Raw genomic sequence first — 16,867 nt, 5'->3', positions numbered from 1 at the left:
CGCTCGGCACCGGCACCCGTCGCTCACTCCACGACGTGGCGCCCCTCGGGGCGGGCGCTGCACGAGGCGCGGAACGAACAGTGGGCGCAGTGCTGGCCCGCGGTCGGGGTGAACCGTTCGTCGAGGACCTTGCCGGCGGCCGTGGCCAGCAGGTCGCCGACCCACTCGCCCTCCGGTCCCTCCTGCGACTCCTGTGCCTGCACCTTGGGCAGGGTCTCGCCGCCGGCCCGCTTGGGCGCGCCCTGGCGCAGGTGGACGAGCTCGGCGCCGCCCGGTTGCGGGCGCACGCCGTCGAAGGCCTCGTCGACGGCGCCCTCGCGGACGGCGAGCTGGTACACGGCGAGCTGGGGGTGGCGGGCCACCTCCGACGAGGTGGGCGCCTGTTTGCCGGTCTTGAAGTCCACGACGTAGGCGCGGCCGTCGCCGTCGGCCTCCACGCGGTCCATCTGGCCGCGGATGCGCACCTCGTACTCGCCCGCCTCCAGGGTCACGTCGAAGTCGTGCTCGCTCGCCACCGGGGTGCGTCCGGCGCGGTCCATGACGTGCCACTTCAGGAAGCGTTCCAGCGCCACGCGCGCGTTGGCCTTCTCCTGGGCCGACTTCCACGGCGCGTCGAAGGCGAGCGCGTTCCACACGGAGTCCAGACGCTCCATGAGGACGGCGAGGTCTGCCGGGGTGTGTCCGGAGGCCACCTCGTCGGCGAGCACGTGCACCACGTTGCCGAAGCCCTGGGCGGTCGTCGCGGGCGCGTCGGCCTTCACCTCACGGCCCAGGAACCACTGCAGGGCGCAGGTGTTGGCCAGCTGGTCCAGGGCGCTTCCGGAGAGCGTGACGGGCTGGTCGCGGTCGCGCAGCGGCACCTTGCTCTCGGTCGGGTCCCACATGCCCCACCAACGGTAGGGGTGGGCGGACGGCACCAGGGGACGGCCGTCCTCGTCGGTCAGGGCGGCGAGGCGGGCCAGACGGCGCGCGGCTGCCTCTCTCAGCGGCTCGGAGACGCGGGGGTCGACGGTGGTGGCGCGCAGTTCCGCGACGAGCGCCGCGACGGCGAGGGGCCGGCGCGGGCGGCCCGCGACATCGGCGGGTTCGACACCGAGTTCGGTCAGGAAACGGGACGGCTGGTCCCCGTCGTCGGCCGGTGCCTTCACCGCGGTCACGACGAGCCGTTCACGCGCGCGCGTGGCGGCCACGTAGAACAGGCGGCGCTCCTCGGCGAGCAGGGCTCCGGGGGTGAGGGGTTCGGCGAGTCCGTCGCGGCCGATCCGGTCGGCCTCCAGGAGGGAACCGCGGCGGCGCAGGTCCGGCCACAGGCCCTCCTGGACGCCGGCCACGACGACGAGCCGCCACTCCAGGCCCTTGGAGCGGTGCGCGGTCATCAGGCGGACGGCGTCGGGGCGCACCGCACGCCGCGCGAGCGTGTCGGCGGCGATGTCCTCGGCGTCGATCTCCTCCAGGAAGTTCAGGGCACCCCGGCCACCGGTGCGCTCCTCCGCGCGGGCGGCCGTCGCGAACAGGGCGCACACGGCGTCCAGGTCGCGGTCGGCGTTGCGCCCGGCGGCGCCACCGCGCCGGGCGGAGCGTTCCAGGCGGCCGGGCCAGGGAGTGCCGTCCCACAGGTCCCACAGCGCCTCCTCGGCGCTGCCGCCTCCCGCCAGGCGCTCACGTGCCTTGCGGAGCAGCGCGCCGAGCCGCTGGGCGCCGCGCGCGTACGCGGGGTCGTGCACGGCCAGCCGCTCCGGCTCGGCCAGCGCCCGCGCGAGCAGTTCGTCCGAGGGCGGCGGCAGCGGGTTGCCCGCGGCGCGCTGCTCGTCGCGCAGGGCGCGGCCCAGGCGGCGCAGGTCGGCGGCGTCCATCCCGGCGAGGGGCGAGGTGAGCAGGGTGAGAGCGGTCTCGGTAGACAGCCAGCACGGCTCGTCCGCGCGGTGCGCGCGTTCACCGCGCGGGGGCTTCGTCCTCGCGTCTCCACCCTCGTCTACGTCTACGTCTACGTCTACGTCCTCGTCGCCGTCGCCGTCGCCGTCGCCGTCGGGATCGTCACCGGCATCGGCATCGGCATCGTCATCGTCATCGGCATCGGCACGCGGATCGGCGTCGGCCTCGTGCCCGACCGCTCCGGGCTCCTCCACCGCCCGGGTCCCCGTGTCCCCCTCCGCCTCCGCCTCCGCCACGGCTCGCAGCGCCATCAGCAGGGGTGCCACCGCCGGCTCGTGGCGCAGGGGGAGGTCGTCGCCGTCGATGTCCAGGGGGACGCCGGCCGCGGTGAGGGCACGGCGGAGCGTGGGGATGGTGCGCGAGCCGGCGCGTACCAGGACGGCCATGTCGCGCCACGGGACGCCGTCCTCCAGGTGCGCCCGGCGCAGGATGTCGGCGATGTTGTCCAGTTCGGTGCCGGAGGTCGGATACGTGTACGCCTCGACCCGGCCGCCGTCCCGCACCGGAGTCGGCTCACGGTGGGCACGCACCTTGTCGGCGGGGAGGCGGGTCAGTGGCATGCGCCGGGTCAGCAGCCGGGTGGCGGCCAGCAGGCCGGACCCGGACCGGCGTGCGGTCCGCAGCACCGCGACCGGCGCCGGACGGCCGTCCGCGCGCGGGAAGGCGGTCGGGAAGTCCAGGATGCCGTTCACGTCGGCGCCCCGGAAGGCGTAGATCGACTGGTCGGGGTCGCCGAAGGCGACGAGGGTGCGCCCGCCGTCGGCCAGCGCGTGCAGCAGTCGTACCTGGGCCGGGTCGGTGTCCTGGTACTCGTCGACGTACACCGCGTCGTACTGGGCGGTCAGGTGCGCGGCGACCTCGGGGCGGCGGGCGAGGAGCACCGCGCGGTGGACCAGTTCGGCGTAGTCGAGCACGCCCTGGAGGTCGAGCACGTCGAGGTACTCGGCGAGGAAGACGGCGGCGGCGCGCCAGTCGGGGCGGCCGATCCGCCGGGCGAAGGCCGCGAGCGCGTCCGGTCCGAGTCCCAGTTCGCGGCTGCGGGCGAGCACCGCGCGGACCTCGTCGGCGAAGCCGCGGGTGGTCAGGCAGGCCCGCAGCTCGTCGGGCCAGCGCACATGGGCGAGCCCGAGCCGCTCCAGGTCCACCTGCCCGGCGAGCAGCTCGCGCACCGTCACGTCCTGCTCCGGGCCGGACAGCAGGCGCAGCGGCTCCACGAAGAGATCGCTGTCCTGGTGGGCGCGGACCAGGGCGTAGCCGAAGGAGTGAAAGGTCGTCGCCCGGGGCGCACGCGCGGCGCCGATGCGCAGCGCCATCCGGTCGCGCAGTTCGACGGCCGCCTTGCGGCTGAAGGTGAGCACCAGAATGCGCTCGGGGTCGCCGCCCCTGGCGATCCGGTCCGCCACCGACTCGACCAGGGTGGTGGTCTTCCCGGTGCCCGGCCCCGCCAGGACGAGCAGCGGTCCGGACCGGTGGTCAACCACGGCGCGCTGTGCGGCGTCCAGACGAGGGGGGTCCGTGCGAGCCGGCGGGGTACGCACCAGTCGGTAAGCGCCACGGCTCCCCCGTCGCACCTGGGGGTGCGGCGGGTGTCCGGTGGAGGAAGAGGAGCTCACGTGGTTCGCCGGTCCTGGTGGGTGTGCTGGTGGGCCGTCCGCGCCGTGGGCGGGGCGGTGGCCACGGGATGAGGGGCACGCGTGCGGCCGACGCTACGCCGGGGGACGAGGCGGAAGCGGCGCTTCCTCTTCTTCCCTCGGGTCACTCGTGGCACGAGCGCCCCCTGCCCCACGAACGTACGTCATGCCACGGACATGCCCGAAGTGCGTGGTTTACCTCATACGGATCACACGTCGCACATCGGCCGGTCCCATGGCGGAAGCTGTCAGGTGTGATCCTGTGCACGTCCGCCGTGCCCCTGTGGGCGTCCGCCGCCGTCCCACCGCGCCCGCTTCAGGTCGAGGCGCGGCAGGTGCCCCTCTGCGGCCCTGCTCGCCTCCTTCAGGGGCGTGCCCTCCTCCCGGTAGCGGTCGAGCGCCTCCAGCTCGTGCCCCGCCAGCAGGACCCCGTCCGCGCGGACGATCCGCCACCAGGGGACGCCTCCCCCGTAGAGGGACATCACCCGGCCGACCTGACGGGGTCCGCCCTCCTCCAGGTACTCGGCCACGTCTCCGTAGGTCATGACGCGGCCCGGCGGAATCAGTTCGGTCATGTCGAGGACCCGCTCGGCGTACTCGGGCAGCGCGTCCGCGTTCTCCGGACGGACGCCGTCCGGAAGGCTCTGCTCGCTCATCCGCCCCATCCTGCCGCACCCGGCCGACAGCGCGACGCACTCCCGAAGGCCCGCGTCCCTCGCCCGCAAGCGGCGCTTCGGGCAGACTGTGCGGCCCGCACGGGCACCCTGATGCCTGCCGAGGCCGACGCGGCATGCCACCATCGTGCGGGCGGTGACCAGTGATACGAGAGCAAGAAGAGGCGATGAAGCAGCAGGGTGTGCACCCCGAGGACGCCGAGGGCACCTCTGACGCTTCGTCGCGCCCGGACACCGCGGACGGGGGTGACGGGGAGGCCGGCGAGCGCGCGGCCGAAGGCCCGTCGGCGACGGCCGCCGATCCCGACGACGTGGCGCACATCGACGAGGTCGAGGGCGACGAACCACTGCTCCCCGCGCGCGTGCACCGCCCTTCCGACCTGGTGCGCCTCCTGGTGGGCGTACTCGCCGTCGCCGTACTCCTCGCCATCGCGGCCTTCGCGCACGGGACCACGTCCGGTCTCGAACAGGACATCAACAAGGGCACCGGGCAGGCCCCCGACCTGCTCATCAAGATCGCCGGGCTGGCCTCCAGCATCGCCATCCTCCTGGTGCCCGTCGCGTTCGCGATCGAGCGGCTGATCAAACGGGACGGGCTGCGGATCGCCGACGGCGTACTGGCCGCGGTCCTCGCGCACGGAGTGACCCTCGCCACCGACCTGTGGGTCGCCAAGGCCGCTCCCGGCTCCATCCAGGAGGCGCTCACCCAGCCGTCGCCGGGCGACATCCACGCGCTGACCGACCCCGTGCACGGCTACCTCGCCCCGGTCATCGCGTACATGACGGCCGTCGGCATGTCCCGCAGACCCCGCTGGCGCGCGGTGCTGTGGATCGTGCTGCTCCTCGACGCCTTCTCGATGCTCGTCACGGGCTACACGACGCCGTTCTCGATCATCCTGACCGTCCTCATCGGCTGGACCGTCGCCTACGGCACCCTCTACGCCGTCGGCTCCCCCAACGTGCGCCCCACCGGCCGGACGCTGATGGCCGGTCTGCGGCACGTCGGCTTCCGGCCGGTGACCGCCGCCCGGCAGGAAGCGCCGTCCGACAACGTCGAGACCGGTGACCGCGGACGCCGCTATTTCGTCACGCTGGAGGACGGCCGGCCGCTCGACGTGACGGTGGTGGACCGCGAGCAGCAGGCGCAGGGCTTCTTCTACCGCGCGTGGCGCAATCTGACGCTGCGCGGCTTCGCCACCCGCAGCAGCCTCCCTTCGCTGCGGCAGGCGCTGGAGCAGGAGGCGCTGCTCGCCTACGCGGCCATCGCGGCCGGCGCCAACGCGCCCAAGCTGATCGCTACGTCGGAGCTGGGTCCCGACGCCGTGATGCTCGTCTACGAGCACACCGGCGGGCGCTCCCTGGACTCGCTCGCGGACGAGGAGATCACCGACGAGCTGCTGCGCGGGACCTGGGAGCAGGTACGGGCCCTGCAGTCCCGGCGCATCGCGCACCGCAGGCTGGTGGGCGACGCGATCCTGGTGGATCGTTCCGGCACGGTGATCCTCACCGACCTGCGCATCGGCGAGATCGCCGCCGGCGACCTGCTGCTGCGCATGGACATCTCCCAGCTCCTGGTGACGCTCGGCCTGCGGGTCGGTGCCGAACGCGCGGTCGCGTCGGCGGTGGGGGTCCTCGGCCCCGACACGGTGGCGGACTGCCTGCCCATGCTCCAGCCCATCGCGCTCAGCCGTTCCACCCGCGCGACCCTGCGCAGGCTGGCGCGGGAGCGGGCCCAGCGCGAGCGCGAGGCGGTGCTGGAGTCGTCCCGGCAGGCCAAGCTGGCCCGCGCGGAGGCGGCCGGTCACGAGGCCACGACCCACACGCCGGAGCAGACCGACAAGTCCACCCAGACCGACAAAGCGGACAAGAAGGCCGTACGTGCCGAGCAGCGGGCCGAGAAACGGGCCGTGGACGAGGCCATCGAGGAGGCCCGCGAGGAGGACCTGCTCACCCAGATCCGCCACGCGGTGCTGCGCATCAGGCCGCAGGCCCCCGTCGAGCCTGCCCGGCTGGAGCGGGTGCGGCCGCGCACGCTGATCAGCTTCATCGCCGGGGCGATCGGCGCCTACTTCCTGCTCACCCAGCTCACCCACATCGAGTTCGGCCCGCTGATCTCGAACGCCCAGTGGGGCTGGGTGGCCGCGGCCGTGCTGTTCTCGGCGGCGAGCTACGTCGCGGCGGCCATGTCCCTGCTGGGTTTCGTGCCCGAGCGAGTGCCGTTCCTGCGGACGGTGGCCGCGCAGGTCGCCGGGTCGTTCGTGAAGATCGTCGCCCCGGCCGCGGTCGGCGGTGTCGCCCTGAACACCCGCTTCCTGCAACGCGCGGGCGTGCGCCCCGGACTCGCGGTGGCGAGTGTCGGCGCGTCCCAGCTGTTCGGGCTCGGCTGCCACATCCTGATGCTGCTGTCCTTCGGCTATCTGACCGGCACCGAGAAGACACCGTCGCTGTCGCCGTCCCGGACCGTCATCGCGGGTCTGCTGACCGTGGCGGTGCTGGTCCTCGTGGTGACGTCGGTGCCGTTCCTGCGCAAATTCGTCGTCACGCGCGTGCGGTCGCTTTTCGCCGGGGTCGTGCCGCGCATGCTGGACGTGCTGCAAAGGCCGCAGAAACTGATCACCGGTATCGGCGGCATGCTGCTGCTCACCGCCTGTTTCGTGATGTGCCTGGACGCCTCGATCCGCGCCTTCGGCGACGAGTCGTCGTCGATCAGCCTGGCGAGTGTCGCGGTCGTCTTCCTCGCGGGCAACGCGCTCGGATCCGCCGCGCCGACGCCCGGCGGTGTGGGCGCGGTGGAGGCGACGCTGACGGTGGGTCTGATCGCCGTCGGCCTCCCCAAGGAGGTCGCCGCGCCCGCGGTGCTGCTCTACCGGCTGCTCACCCTGTGGCTGCCGGTACTGCCGGGCTGGCTGATGTTCAACCACCTCACGCGCAAAGAGGCGCTGTAACGGGATACGAGAGGCGCGCTCCGTACCTCGTACGGCCCTGGCCCCGCGCGGGTGCTCGTGCGCGACCGCACGATGGACGCATGCCGAATCCCTCCCGGCTGCGCGCCGCCGCCCTGACCGCCACCGCCGCCGCGCTGTCCGTCCTGCTGGCGGGCTGCGGGGGCGGGTCGCAGGAGGACGACGAGGACCTGACGGGCCAGAAGCTGCACTGGAAGGACTGTCCGGCACCGTCCGAGGCCGAGGGCGGCGGCGCCGCCCCCTCCCCGCTGCCCGACGGCGACGAGTGGCAGTGCGCCACCATGAAGGCGCCGCTCGACTGGGACGATCCCGAGGGCGACACGATCGGCCTCGCGCTGATCCGGGCCGGGGCCAGCGGCGCGGCGGACCGGCGGATCGGATCGCTCGTCTTCAACTTCGGCGGGCCGGGCGGATCGGGCGTCACCACCCTGCCGGCGTTCGGCCAGGACTACGCGAAGCTGCGCACCCGCTACGACCTGGTCAGCTTCGATCCGCGCGGCGTCGGCCGCAGCGACCCCGTCGAGTGCCTGGACGACAAACAGCTCGACACCTATTTCCAGCAGGACGCCACGCCCGACGACCGGGCCGAGCGCACCGAGTTCGTGGACAACACGGAGGAGTTCAACGCGGCCTGCGAGAAGCACTCGAAGAAGATCCTTCCGCACGTCCGCACGACCGATGCCGCCCGCGACATGGACCTGATGCGCCAGGTACTCGGCGACGAGAAGCTGCACTACTTCGGCATCTCCTACGGCACCGAACTCGGCGGCGTCTACGCCCACCTCTTCCCCCGGCACGTGGGCCGCGCCGTCTTCGACGCGGTCGTCGACCCGACGCAGACCGCGGAACAGGGCTCCCTGAGCCAGGCCAAGGGTTTCCAGCTGGCGCTCGACAACTTCGCCGAGGACTGTGTGTCGAAGGTCGAGGACTGCCCCATCGGAGACACGGCCGAGGACGTCGAGGCGCGCATCGCCCGCCTGCTGAAGGACCTCGACCGCAAGCCGATCCCGGGGGTCTTCCCCCGCGAACTCACCGAGACCGCCGCGACCGGCGGCATCGCGCAGGCGCTGTACTCGAAGGACTTCTGGGAGTACCTCACCGAGGGCCTGGAGCAGGCGTACGACGGGGACGGGCGGGTCCTCATGGTGCTGTCGGACGCGTTGAACGGGCGCAACGAGGACGGCGAGTACAGCAACATCACCGCCGCCAACGTCGCCATCAACTGCGCCGACGACAAACCGCGGTACGACCCGGCGTACGTGGAGGACAAGCTGCCCGAGTTCCGTGACGCCTCCCCACTGTTCGGCGACTACCTCGCCTGGTCCATGCTCAGCTGCACCGACTGGCCGGTCCCCGGAGCCGTCGAACACCCGGACGTCCACGCGCCGGGCGCGGCACCGATCCTGGTGATCGGCAACACCGGCGACCCCGCGACGCCCTACGAGGGCGCCGGGAGGATGGTGGACGCGCTCGGCAAGGGCGTCGGCGTCGAACTGACCTACAAGGGCCAGGGGCACGGCGCCTACGACAGCAAGAACAGGTGCGTGCAGGACGCGGTGCACGGTTACCTGCTCGACGGAAAGGTGCCGGCGGCCAACACCGTGTGCTCCTGACCGCGAACGCCGCGACAGATTGACCGAACCAGCAGGTCAGAGTGTTATCCACAGGCTCCGGCGGGCGCTGCCCGCGCCACCTACCATGGCAGGAACGCCATCCGCCGCACGGCGCGGACGGCTTGCCAGGGGGGAGAGGACATGGCGCGTCTCGTCCGGTGGACGGCTCTGACGGCCGCCGCCGCACTGCTGACGGCGGGCTGCAGCGGCGGCTCCGAGGAGGACAAGGACGACGGGGGCAGGAGCAGCGCGGGACCTTCGGCGGCGGCCCCGTCCGGAGTGCCGGGGGCACTGGCGTCCCAGACGCTGGACTGGACCCGTTGTGAGGGCACCGACGACGCCCCGGCACCGGACGGCGACTGGCGGTGCGCCACGCTGAAAGCACCGCTGGACTGGTCCGACCCGGACGGCGAGACGATCGATCTCGCCCTGATCCGGTCCCGGGCGAGCGGGGACGACCGCATCGGCTCCCTGCTGTTCAACTTCGGCGGCCCGGGCGCATCCGGCGTCTCCACGATGCCGTCCTACGCCGACACCGTCTCCTCCCTTCACGAGCGGTACGACCTGGTGAGCTGGGACCCGCGCGGGGTAGCGGCCAGCGAGGGCGTCCGCTGCCGCACCGACGAGGCGATCGAGGCCGCCGAGTCGGTGGACTCCACGCCGGACACCCCGGCCGAGGAGCAGGCCTACCTGAAGGACGCCGCCGACTTCGGCAAGGGCTGCGAGAAGACCGCCGGCAAGCTCATGGAGCACGTCTCGACCACGGACACCGCCCGCGACATGGACCTGATGCGGCATGTCCTGGGCGACGAGAGGATGCACTACTTCGGCATCTCCTACGGCACCGAACTCGGCGGCGTCTACGCCCATCTGTTCCCCGAGCACGTGGGACGCGTGATCCTCGACGCGGTGGTGGACCCGGCCGCCGACACGATGGGCCACGCCGAGAACCAGGCCAGGGGTTTCCAGCGCGCGCTGGACGACTACCTGGAGTCGACCGGGCAGGAACCCGAGCAGGGGTCGCGGAAGATCGCCGCCCTGCTGGAGCGGCTGGACGCCGAGCCGCTGCCCACGTCCTCGCCGGGGCGGGAGCTGACGCAGACACTCGCGTTCACCGGAATCGTGCTGCCGCTGTACAGCGAGAGCGGCTGGCCGGCCCTGACCAGTGCGCTGAAGGCGGCCGAGGAGGGCGACGGCTCGGAGTTGCTGGCCCTCGCCGACGGCTACAACGAGCGTGATCCCTCGGGGCGCTACGGCACGACGACCCACTCACAAAGGGTCATATCGTGCCTGGACGACAAGCAGCGGCCGACCGCGGAGGAGACGAAGAAGCTGCTGCCGAGGTTCGAGAAGGTCTCTCCCGTCTTCGGCGCCTTCCTCGGCTGGGACACGGCCGGGTGGTGCCACGACTGGCCGGTGGCCGGTCAGCACGAGACCCCGGAGGTGAGCGCGCCCGGCGCGGCCCCGATCCTGGTGGTCGGCAACACGGGCGACCCGGCCACGCCCTACGAGGGCGCCCGCAGGATGGCGGACGAGCTGGGCAAGGACGTCGGCGTGGTGCTGACCTGGAAGGGCGAGGGACACGGCGCCTACGGGAGCGGGAGCGACTGTGTCGACTCCGCGGTGGACGCCTACCTGTTGAAGGGGACGGTGCCGAAGGACGGCAAGGTCTGCTCATGACGGCGGCGGGGGCTTCGGGCACCTGCGGTGCGCGAAACCCCCGCCGTCCGGGAAGCGGGTCCGGGAGCCGGTCAGTAGACGGGCTTCTCCGGCTCGATCTGGTTGACCCAGCCGATCACGCCGCCGCCGACGTGGACGGCGTCCGAGAAGCCGGCGGACTTGAGGACCGCGAGAACTTCCGCACTGCGGACACCCGTCTTGCAGTTCAAGACGATCTTCTTGTCCTGCGGGAGGTTCTCGAGGGCCGAACCCATGAGGAACTCGTTCTTCGGGATCAGCCGGGCGCCCGGGATGGAGACGATCTCGAACTCGTTCGGCTCGCGGACGTCGATGAGCTCGATGTTCTCGCCGTCGTCGATCCACTCCTTGAGCTGCTTGGGAGTGATCGTGGAGTCGGCGGCGGCCGCCTGCGCCTCCTCGGACACGACGCCGCAGAAGGCCTCGTAGTCGATGAGCTCGGTGACGGTCGGGTTCTCGCCGCAGACCGCGCAGTTGGGGTCCTTGCGGACCTTGACCTGGCGGTAGGTCATCTCCAGGGCGTCGTAGATCATCAGGCGGCCGACCAGCGGCTCGCCGATGCCCTGGAGGAGCTTGATGGCCTCGTTGGTCTGGATGGAGCCGATGGACGCGCACAGCACGCCCAGGACGCCGCCCTCGGCGCAGGAGGGGACCATGCCGGGGGGCGGGGGCTCCGGGTAGAGGCAGCGGTAGCAGGGCCCGTGCTCGGACCAGAAGACCGAGGCCTGGCCGTCGAAGCGGTAGATCGAACCCCAGACGTAGGGCTTGTTCAGCAGCACGCAGGCGTCGTTGACCAGGTAGCGGGTCGCGAAGTTGTCCGTGCCGTCGACGATCAGGTCGTACTGGCTGAAGATGTCCATCACGTTGTCGGCCTCGAGCCGCTCCTGGTGAAGGACCACGTCCACCAGGGGGTTGATGCCCTTGATGGTGTCACGGGCGGACTCGGCCTTGGGCCGGCCGATGTCGGCCTGGCTGTGGATGACCTGCCGCTGCAGGTTGGACTCGTCGACCTCGTCGAACTCGATGATGCCGAGCGTGCCGACACCGGCTGCCGCCAGGTACATCAGGGTCGGCGAACCGAGGCCGCCCGCGCCCACGGCGAGCACCTTGGCGTTCTTCAGCCGCTTCTGCCCGTCCATCCCCACATCGGGGATGATCAGGTGGCGGGAGTACCTGCGGACCTCGTCTACGGTGAGCTCGGCGGCCGGCTCGACCAGGGGTGGCAGCGACACGGGGACTCCGTTGGTCGGTCAGTAATTACGGTTGTTCTCCAAGTAACACTGCCATGGCCTTTTTCATTCCGAGACACCCGTCCCGACCCGCGAGACGATTTCGTCCCAGTAGCCGGGCATCGTCTCCCAGGGGTCGGCCCGGCCGCCGTGGTCCGTGCGGTCGGTGAAGCAGATCGTCGCGGCCCCCTGCCAACGGGCGATGCGCAGCGCTTCCTCCAGGTGTCCGCGCGGCAGGCCGTGTACGAAGTGGCAGAAGCGCTCGGGCGGATAGTCCGCGCTCCACTCGGCCGCCTGGGACCAGCGGTAGTCGGCCCAGGTGCCCGAGAAGGTGACGAGCTGGTCGGCGTTCTCGGCGTAGCCCGGGCAGGGGTGGGTGCCGTGGCCGAGGACGATGTGGGCATCGTCACGGATCGTCCGCAGGGTGGTGACCGTGCGGCGGACCTCGGGGAGGGCCGCCCGGTCGGAGGGGCAGTGGGCGAGGAGGAACCCGTCGACCTGGTACCAGTCGAGGTATCGGTGGGCGTCGGAGATCTGCTCGCCGAGGCTGCGGGCTCCGTACGCGGCGTCGAGATGGCCGAGGACGCGCATGCCCGCGTTGCGCAGACGGCCGGCGGCCTCCAGGCATCGCGGGTCGGGGTGCGCACCGGGACCGTTGGCGATGTTGAGGACGACCCAGTGCAGCGGGGTGCCGGGGCAGGTGAGGCCGGCCCACTCGTCGGGGGCGACGAGGGGGTGGGCCAGTCCCGGGACACCGAGGCCGGTGCGGACGCCGGTGCTCGCGACGCCTGCTTTGGTACTGGTCAGATACGACATGCCGCCTCCATCCAGATGTCGGCGAGGGACTCTTCGAGGGCGATCCGGGGACGCCAGCCGAGCCGGTCGCGTGCGGTGCGCACATCGGCCTGCTGCCAGCTGCCGCAGCCGTCGGGGTACGGGTGCGGGGCCGGGGCCCCGTGCTCCGGGTCGGTGCGCTCGCCGCGGCTCTGGAGGGGGTCCGGGCGGTGATGGCCGAGGGCGTCGCTCCGGTGGTGGCCGAGGGCGTCGACACGGTGGCCGAGGGACTCGGTACGGGGGTGGCCGATCGTGGGTCGCAGGGCGCCCGGAGGTCCATCGAGTTCGTGCAGGGACCCGCCGTAGCCGGCGACCCGGGCAAGGGTGGCGGCGGCGTCGCGCAGCCGGACGGCGCGGCCGGAGCCGATGTTGATGACGCCCTGCGCGGCGGAGAGCGAGGCGGCGTGCACCGCTCGCGCTACGTCGCGGACGTCGACGAAGTCCCGTTGGGCGCCGAGGCCGCCGAGCCTGAGTTCACCGTCGCCGGACTGCATCGCGCGGCGCATGGCCTCGGCGAGCCGGCCCAGCGGGGAGCCGGCGGGCGTACCGGGCCCCGCGGGCGAGAAGACCCGCAGGACGACGGCGTCCAGACCGGATCCGAGGACGAGTTCGGTCGCGGCGAGTTTGCTGACGCCGTAGGGACCGCCGGGGCGGGGCACGGCGTCCTCCGCGGTCGAGGAACCGGGCTGGCTGGGTCCGTACTCCGCGCTGCAGCCGACCTGCACCAGGCGGGCGCCGCAGCCGCTGCGGCGCAGGGCCTCGCAGACGGTCGCGACGGCGACGGTGTTGTGCCGGGTGAGTTCGCGGGCGCCGCCCCGGGTGGCGCCCGCGCAGTTGACGACCACTCCGGGATGGACCGCGTCCAGGAAGCGGGTGAGGGCGCCCGGGCTTCCGGTGGCGAGGTCGAAGCGGACGTCGGCGTCGTCACCGCGGCCGAGGGCGGTGAGCTGGACGGCGGGGTCGGCGAGCAGACGGTCGGCGACGAAGCGGCCGATGTAGCCGTTGGCTCCGATCAGCAGGACTCTCATCGGGCGGCTCCCGGTGCCGAGGCGTCGGGTCGGGAGGTGGTCATCTGGGGGCTCCTTCAAGGGGTGATGCGAGGGTGTTGCGGACGGTTGAGGGGTTGTCCGTGCGCGCGCTCACCGTGTTCGCTCCGTCGAGGCGTGGGCCGAGGCCCTGGTCAGACGGCGGCACGCGTGGACGAGGAGGGTGAGGGCACCGATCCCGCAGGCGGCCGTCGGGACACCGGCCGGACCGCAGGCGGCGACCAGGGCCTCCACGGGGGCGGAGAGGAAGCCGCAGCCGGGGAGGCGCCCGGCGAAGACCGTGGCCAGGGCGGCCGCCTCCACGGCTGCCGTGGCGGTGAGGACGAGCGGGCCGGCGTGGGTGTGACCGTGCACGCCGAGCAGCCGGGCGAGCAGCAGCAGGGCGCCCAGGGTGAGTCCCTGGGGCCAGTCGGCGGGTTCGCCGAGCACGGCGCCGGTCAGGGTGAGCAGAGCCGCCAGGGCTCCCAGGTACAGGGCGAAGGCGCCGAGCAGCAGGGGGCGCACGGAGGAGGAGAAGTCGGTGAGGCCCCGGCTGGACGGCAGTTTGCGGCGGGCGCCCGCGGCGAAGAGGTGGGCGCAGCCGGCCGCGGGCGCGCAGGACAGCGTGAGCGCCAGGACGGGGGCGACGGTGACGGGCCACGCCCCGTCGGCGGTGCCGTCGGGGAGGCCGTCGGGGCCGCCGCTGAGCGCGGTGTGCAGAAGCCCGTCGCCGAGAAGGGCGTAGCCGAGGAGCCAGCAGGTCCAGGTGCTGGTGGTGCGCGTCGCGGCGCTCAGCGGCCCGCGGCGCAGTGCCGCGCCCAGGGCCAGGGTCACCGCGAGGACTCCGACGACGGCCACGATCAGGCGCGGCCGGCCGTCGGTCAGGCGCACTCCGGCCACGGCGGCGGCGCACAGCACGCCGGGCAGCAGGGCGAGGACGAACCCGGCGGCGCGGGGCCCGTCCGGCCGGGGCGTCGGCCCGTCCTCGGGGCGCGCGGGGGTGTCGCCGTCGCGCGGGACACGGGCGTACATCTCTTCCGCGAGGGAGAAGACGTCCCGGTGGCGGAAGCGTGCGGCGGTCCGGTCGGTGACGCCGTGCGCTTCGAGGCCCGCCGCGATCTCCAGCGGGTCCACGGCGCGTTCGCACAGTTCGCGGTGCCGGTGCAGCAGCCCCTTCACGGGGTCCGCGGCGGAGCGGCGGACGGCGGACGCGGGCGGCGACTGCCTGCCGTCGCGGCCCGCCCGGCCGGCGTCTTCACCACCGGCGTCGCCGCGAGGGCCGGGGACGCGCGGGGTCCCGGGCCGGTCCAGTTCGCCGAGGCCGCTCATCGGGACGCTCCCTCGGCCGCCGAAACGGGTGTCGTGGCCCGGACCGGGCCGCCGTCCGTCGCCCAGCCGGGTCCGGTCCGGACCGCGCCGGGGCCGCCCCTGGCCGCGACCCGGGCCGCGGCATCGCTCCAGCGACCGGGGACGTGGGCCTCGGCGGGGACGCCGAAGGGGAGGGGTTCGCCGGTGTCGTCGAGTACGACGCGGCGTACCGGTGTACGCGAGAGGATCTCCAGGTAAATGCCGTGAAATGCCGCGATGTTCTGCTCGACGGTGAACAGCTCCAGTGCGCGGGCTCGCGCGGCGGCGCCCAGGCGTTCGCGGCGCTCGGGGTCGCGCAACAGCGCGACGCACGCCTCGGCGAGCGCCCGCGGATTGCGCGGGGGCACGACGAGTCCGGTGCCGCCGATGGCCTCCACCACCGCGCCGACGTCCGTGGACACCGTCGCCCGGCCGCAGAACATGGCCTCGACGAGCCCGGACGGGAACCCTTCGACGACGCTGGAGAGCACCACCAGGGCTCCCGAGGCGTAGGCGTCGGCGCGGGAGGGCAGTTCCGGTCCGCCGGTCTCCTCGAAGGAGACCGGGTTGCGGCCGACGGCGTGCGGACCGTCGGCCTCGTCCGGGAAGAGCTGCGCCGCCAGTCCCTTGCAGTGGGCCAGGTAGGCGACGCCCTCGGGACCGCAGGGGGCACCGACGATCCTGAGCCGCGCACCGGGCTCCGCCCTGCGGACCTCGGCGAAGGCGTGCAGCAGCGAGACCAGGTCCTTGGCCGGTTCGACGCGGCCGGCCCAGACGAGGGTCTGCGGGTCGGCGCACTCCGGGGACTCCCCCGCCTCCGCGAAGGGAGCCGCGTCCATGCCCGGGTGGACCGTGCGCAGCTTGGCGCGGTCGGCGCCACAGCGCTCCTGCCAGCGGCGGGCATGGGTGTTGCCCGGGGTGACCACGGCCGCGCGCCGGTAGGTCTCGGCGGCCAGCCGACCGTGGAAGGCGGCGAGCAGCGACCGTATCGCGGGCGAGGAATCGGGTTCCGTGAGGTAGTGCGTCCGCAGCCGCACGCCGTACTCGGTGACGAGCAGCGGCACGTCGCAGAAGTGCCGGGCGAGCAGGCCCGGCAGGGCGCCGGTGCCTCCGGAGGTCGCGTGGCACAGGTCCACCGAACCGAGGTCGTCGTCCTCGTACCAGTCGAGGGACAGCGGGCGCAGGGCGCGTTCGAGGCGTGCGGCTACGGCCAGCAGATCGGGAACGCGCGCCTCGCGCGCGGAGCGGTGGGCACCGGGCGCGCGACAGGCGCCTTCCAGGGCGCGTACGGCAGCCTCCGAGCGGAGCGCGGTGGGCAGTCCGCCCTCGTCGCGGGCGAGTTCGGCGAGGCCGTACAGCCCACTGGCGAAACGGTCCGCCTCAAGGGCCGACCGCCCTTCGGGTTCCCCCTCCGAGCTCCTGGCCGGATCCCCGGGGGCGGCGGTGCACAGGGCCGTGGCCAACTCGCCGTAGCACTCGGCGAAGCGCCGGCGCGCGCGCCGTCCGTGGACGATTCCGTCGTCCACGGTTTCCCACAGCGGGGCGGTGCGCACCCGGCCGACCTGCGGCGGCAGCGGCACCCAGCCCTCGTCCTCCTCGCGCTCGCTGCGGCTGAGCGCGTAGACGTCGAACTCGTGGTGCTCCAGGCCGCGCACGAGCCGGTCGCACCAGAGCCCGGCCTCACCGCTCACATACGGATAGCCACCCTCCGTAAGCAGTCCGATGCGCACGCGCGCACCCCCGATCTCCCGTTTGGGGAGCCGCCGTTGGCCCGGCGGCTCGCAGCGGGACGAACGTATGCGGACAAGGAGGTGGGGGGGGGGGGGGGGGGGGGGGGCCGCCCCCCCCGGGGGGGGGGGGGGGGTGGGGTGGGGGGGGGGGGGGGGGGGGGGGGGGGGGAGAGCAAAAGAGCCCACCCGAA

General features: G+C 73.2%; 10 protein-coding genes. 3 read left to right on the top strand and 7 right to left on the bottom strand.

The features are described 5' to 3' along the window. Positions 1 to 23: 23 nt before the first annotated feature. Positions 24 to 3,545, bottom strand: coding sequence for an ATP-dependent helicase (locus ACFYZ3_RS26070; protein WP_388522295.1), 3,522 nt, complete (start codon positions 3,543 to 3,545; stop codon positions 24 to 26). Between the two features lie 266 nt (positions 3,546 to 3,811). Continuing rightward, positions 3,812 to 4,219 carry an MGMT family protein gene (locus ACFYZ3_RS26065; RefSeq protein WP_388522293.1) on the bottom strand — a complete coding sequence of 136 codons (408 nt, stop codon included), beginning with the start codon at positions 4,217 to 4,219 and terminating at the stop codon, positions 3,812 to 3,814. 185 nt (positions 4,220 to 4,404) lie between these two features. On the opposite strand from ACFYZ3_RS26065, the gene ACFYZ3_RS26060 reads away from it, so the two are divergent. The 3 genes from ACFYZ3_RS26060 to ACFYZ3_RS26050 all read left to right on the top strand — a co-directional run bounded on the left by ACFYZ3_RS26060 (position 4,405) and on the right by ACFYZ3_RS26050 (position 10,493). Next, on the top strand, positions 4,405 to 7,182 hold the full coding sequence (locus ACFYZ3_RS26060; protein WP_388522290.1) for a lysylphosphatidylglycerol synthase domain-containing protein: 2,778 nt from the start codon (positions 4,405 to 4,407) through the stop codon (positions 7,180 to 7,182). An 80-nt stretch (positions 7,183 to 7,262) separates the two neighbouring features. Beyond that, a complete protein-coding gene (locus tag ACFYZ3_RS26055; protein WP_388522287.1) occupies positions 7,263 to 8,813 on the top strand; it encodes an alpha/beta hydrolase in 1,551 nt (516 codons plus the stop codon). 141 nt (positions 8,814 to 8,954) lie between these two features. Beyond that, positions 8,955 to 10,493, top strand: a complete 1,539-nt coding sequence (locus ACFYZ3_RS26050; RefSeq protein WP_388522284.1) for an alpha/beta hydrolase — start codon at positions 8,955 to 8,957, stop codon at positions 10,491 to 10,493. A gap of 71 nt (positions 10,494 to 10,564) precedes the next feature. Here the strand turns inward: ACFYZ3_RS26050 and moeZ are convergent, their stop codons facing one another. The 5 genes from moeZ to ACFYZ3_RS26025 form a co-directional block, all read right to left on the bottom strand. Further along, positions 10,565 to 11,743, bottom strand: a complete 1,179-nt coding sequence (gene moeZ, locus ACFYZ3_RS26045; RefSeq protein WP_388522281.1) for an adenylyltransferase/sulfurtransferase MoeZ — start codon at positions 11,741 to 11,743, stop codon at positions 10,565 to 10,567. A 63-nt stretch (positions 11,744 to 11,806) separates the two neighbouring features. After that, the gene (locus ACFYZ3_RS26040) at positions 11,807 to 12,556 is read right to left on the bottom strand and encodes a spherulation-specific family 4 protein (protein WP_388522278.1); all 750 of its coding nucleotides are present in this window, start codon (positions 12,554 to 12,556) and stop codon (positions 11,807 to 11,809) included. Beyond that, positions 12,544 to 13,602: an NAD-dependent epimerase/dehydratase family protein gene (locus ACFYZ3_RS26035; protein WP_388522275.1), complete on the bottom strand. Its 1,059-nt coding sequence runs from the start codon at positions 13,600 to 13,602 to the stop codon at positions 12,544 to 12,546. Before ACFYZ3_RS26035 ends, ACFYZ3_RS26040 begins: the two co-directional genes overlap by 13 nt. A gap of 111 nt (positions 13,603 to 13,713) precedes the next feature. Further along, positions 13,714 to 14,928, bottom strand: a complete 1,215-nt coding sequence (locus ACFYZ3_RS26030; protein ID WP_388522272.1) for a hypothetical protein — start codon at positions 14,926 to 14,928, stop codon at positions 13,714 to 13,716. Continuing rightward, positions 14,925 to 16,676 carry a DUF3492 domain-containing protein gene (locus ACFYZ3_RS26025; RefSeq protein WP_388522269.1) on the bottom strand — a complete coding sequence of 584 codons (1,752 nt, stop codon included), beginning with the start codon at positions 16,674 to 16,676 and terminating at the stop codon, positions 14,925 to 14,927. The genes ACFYZ3_RS26030 and ACFYZ3_RS26025 overlap by 4 nt, the downstream gene beginning before the upstream one ends. Between the last annotated feature and the right edge of the window lie 191 nt (positions 16,677 to 16,867).

Origin of the sequence: Streptomyces sp. NPDC001599, from assembly GCF_042893535.1 — a bacterium.
GTDB lineage: Bacteria > Actinomycetota > Actinomycetes > Streptomycetales > Streptomycetaceae > Streptomyces.
The sequence above is the reverse complement of the archived record's forward strand: the minus strand, read 5'-3'. Positions and strand labels throughout refer to the sequence as shown.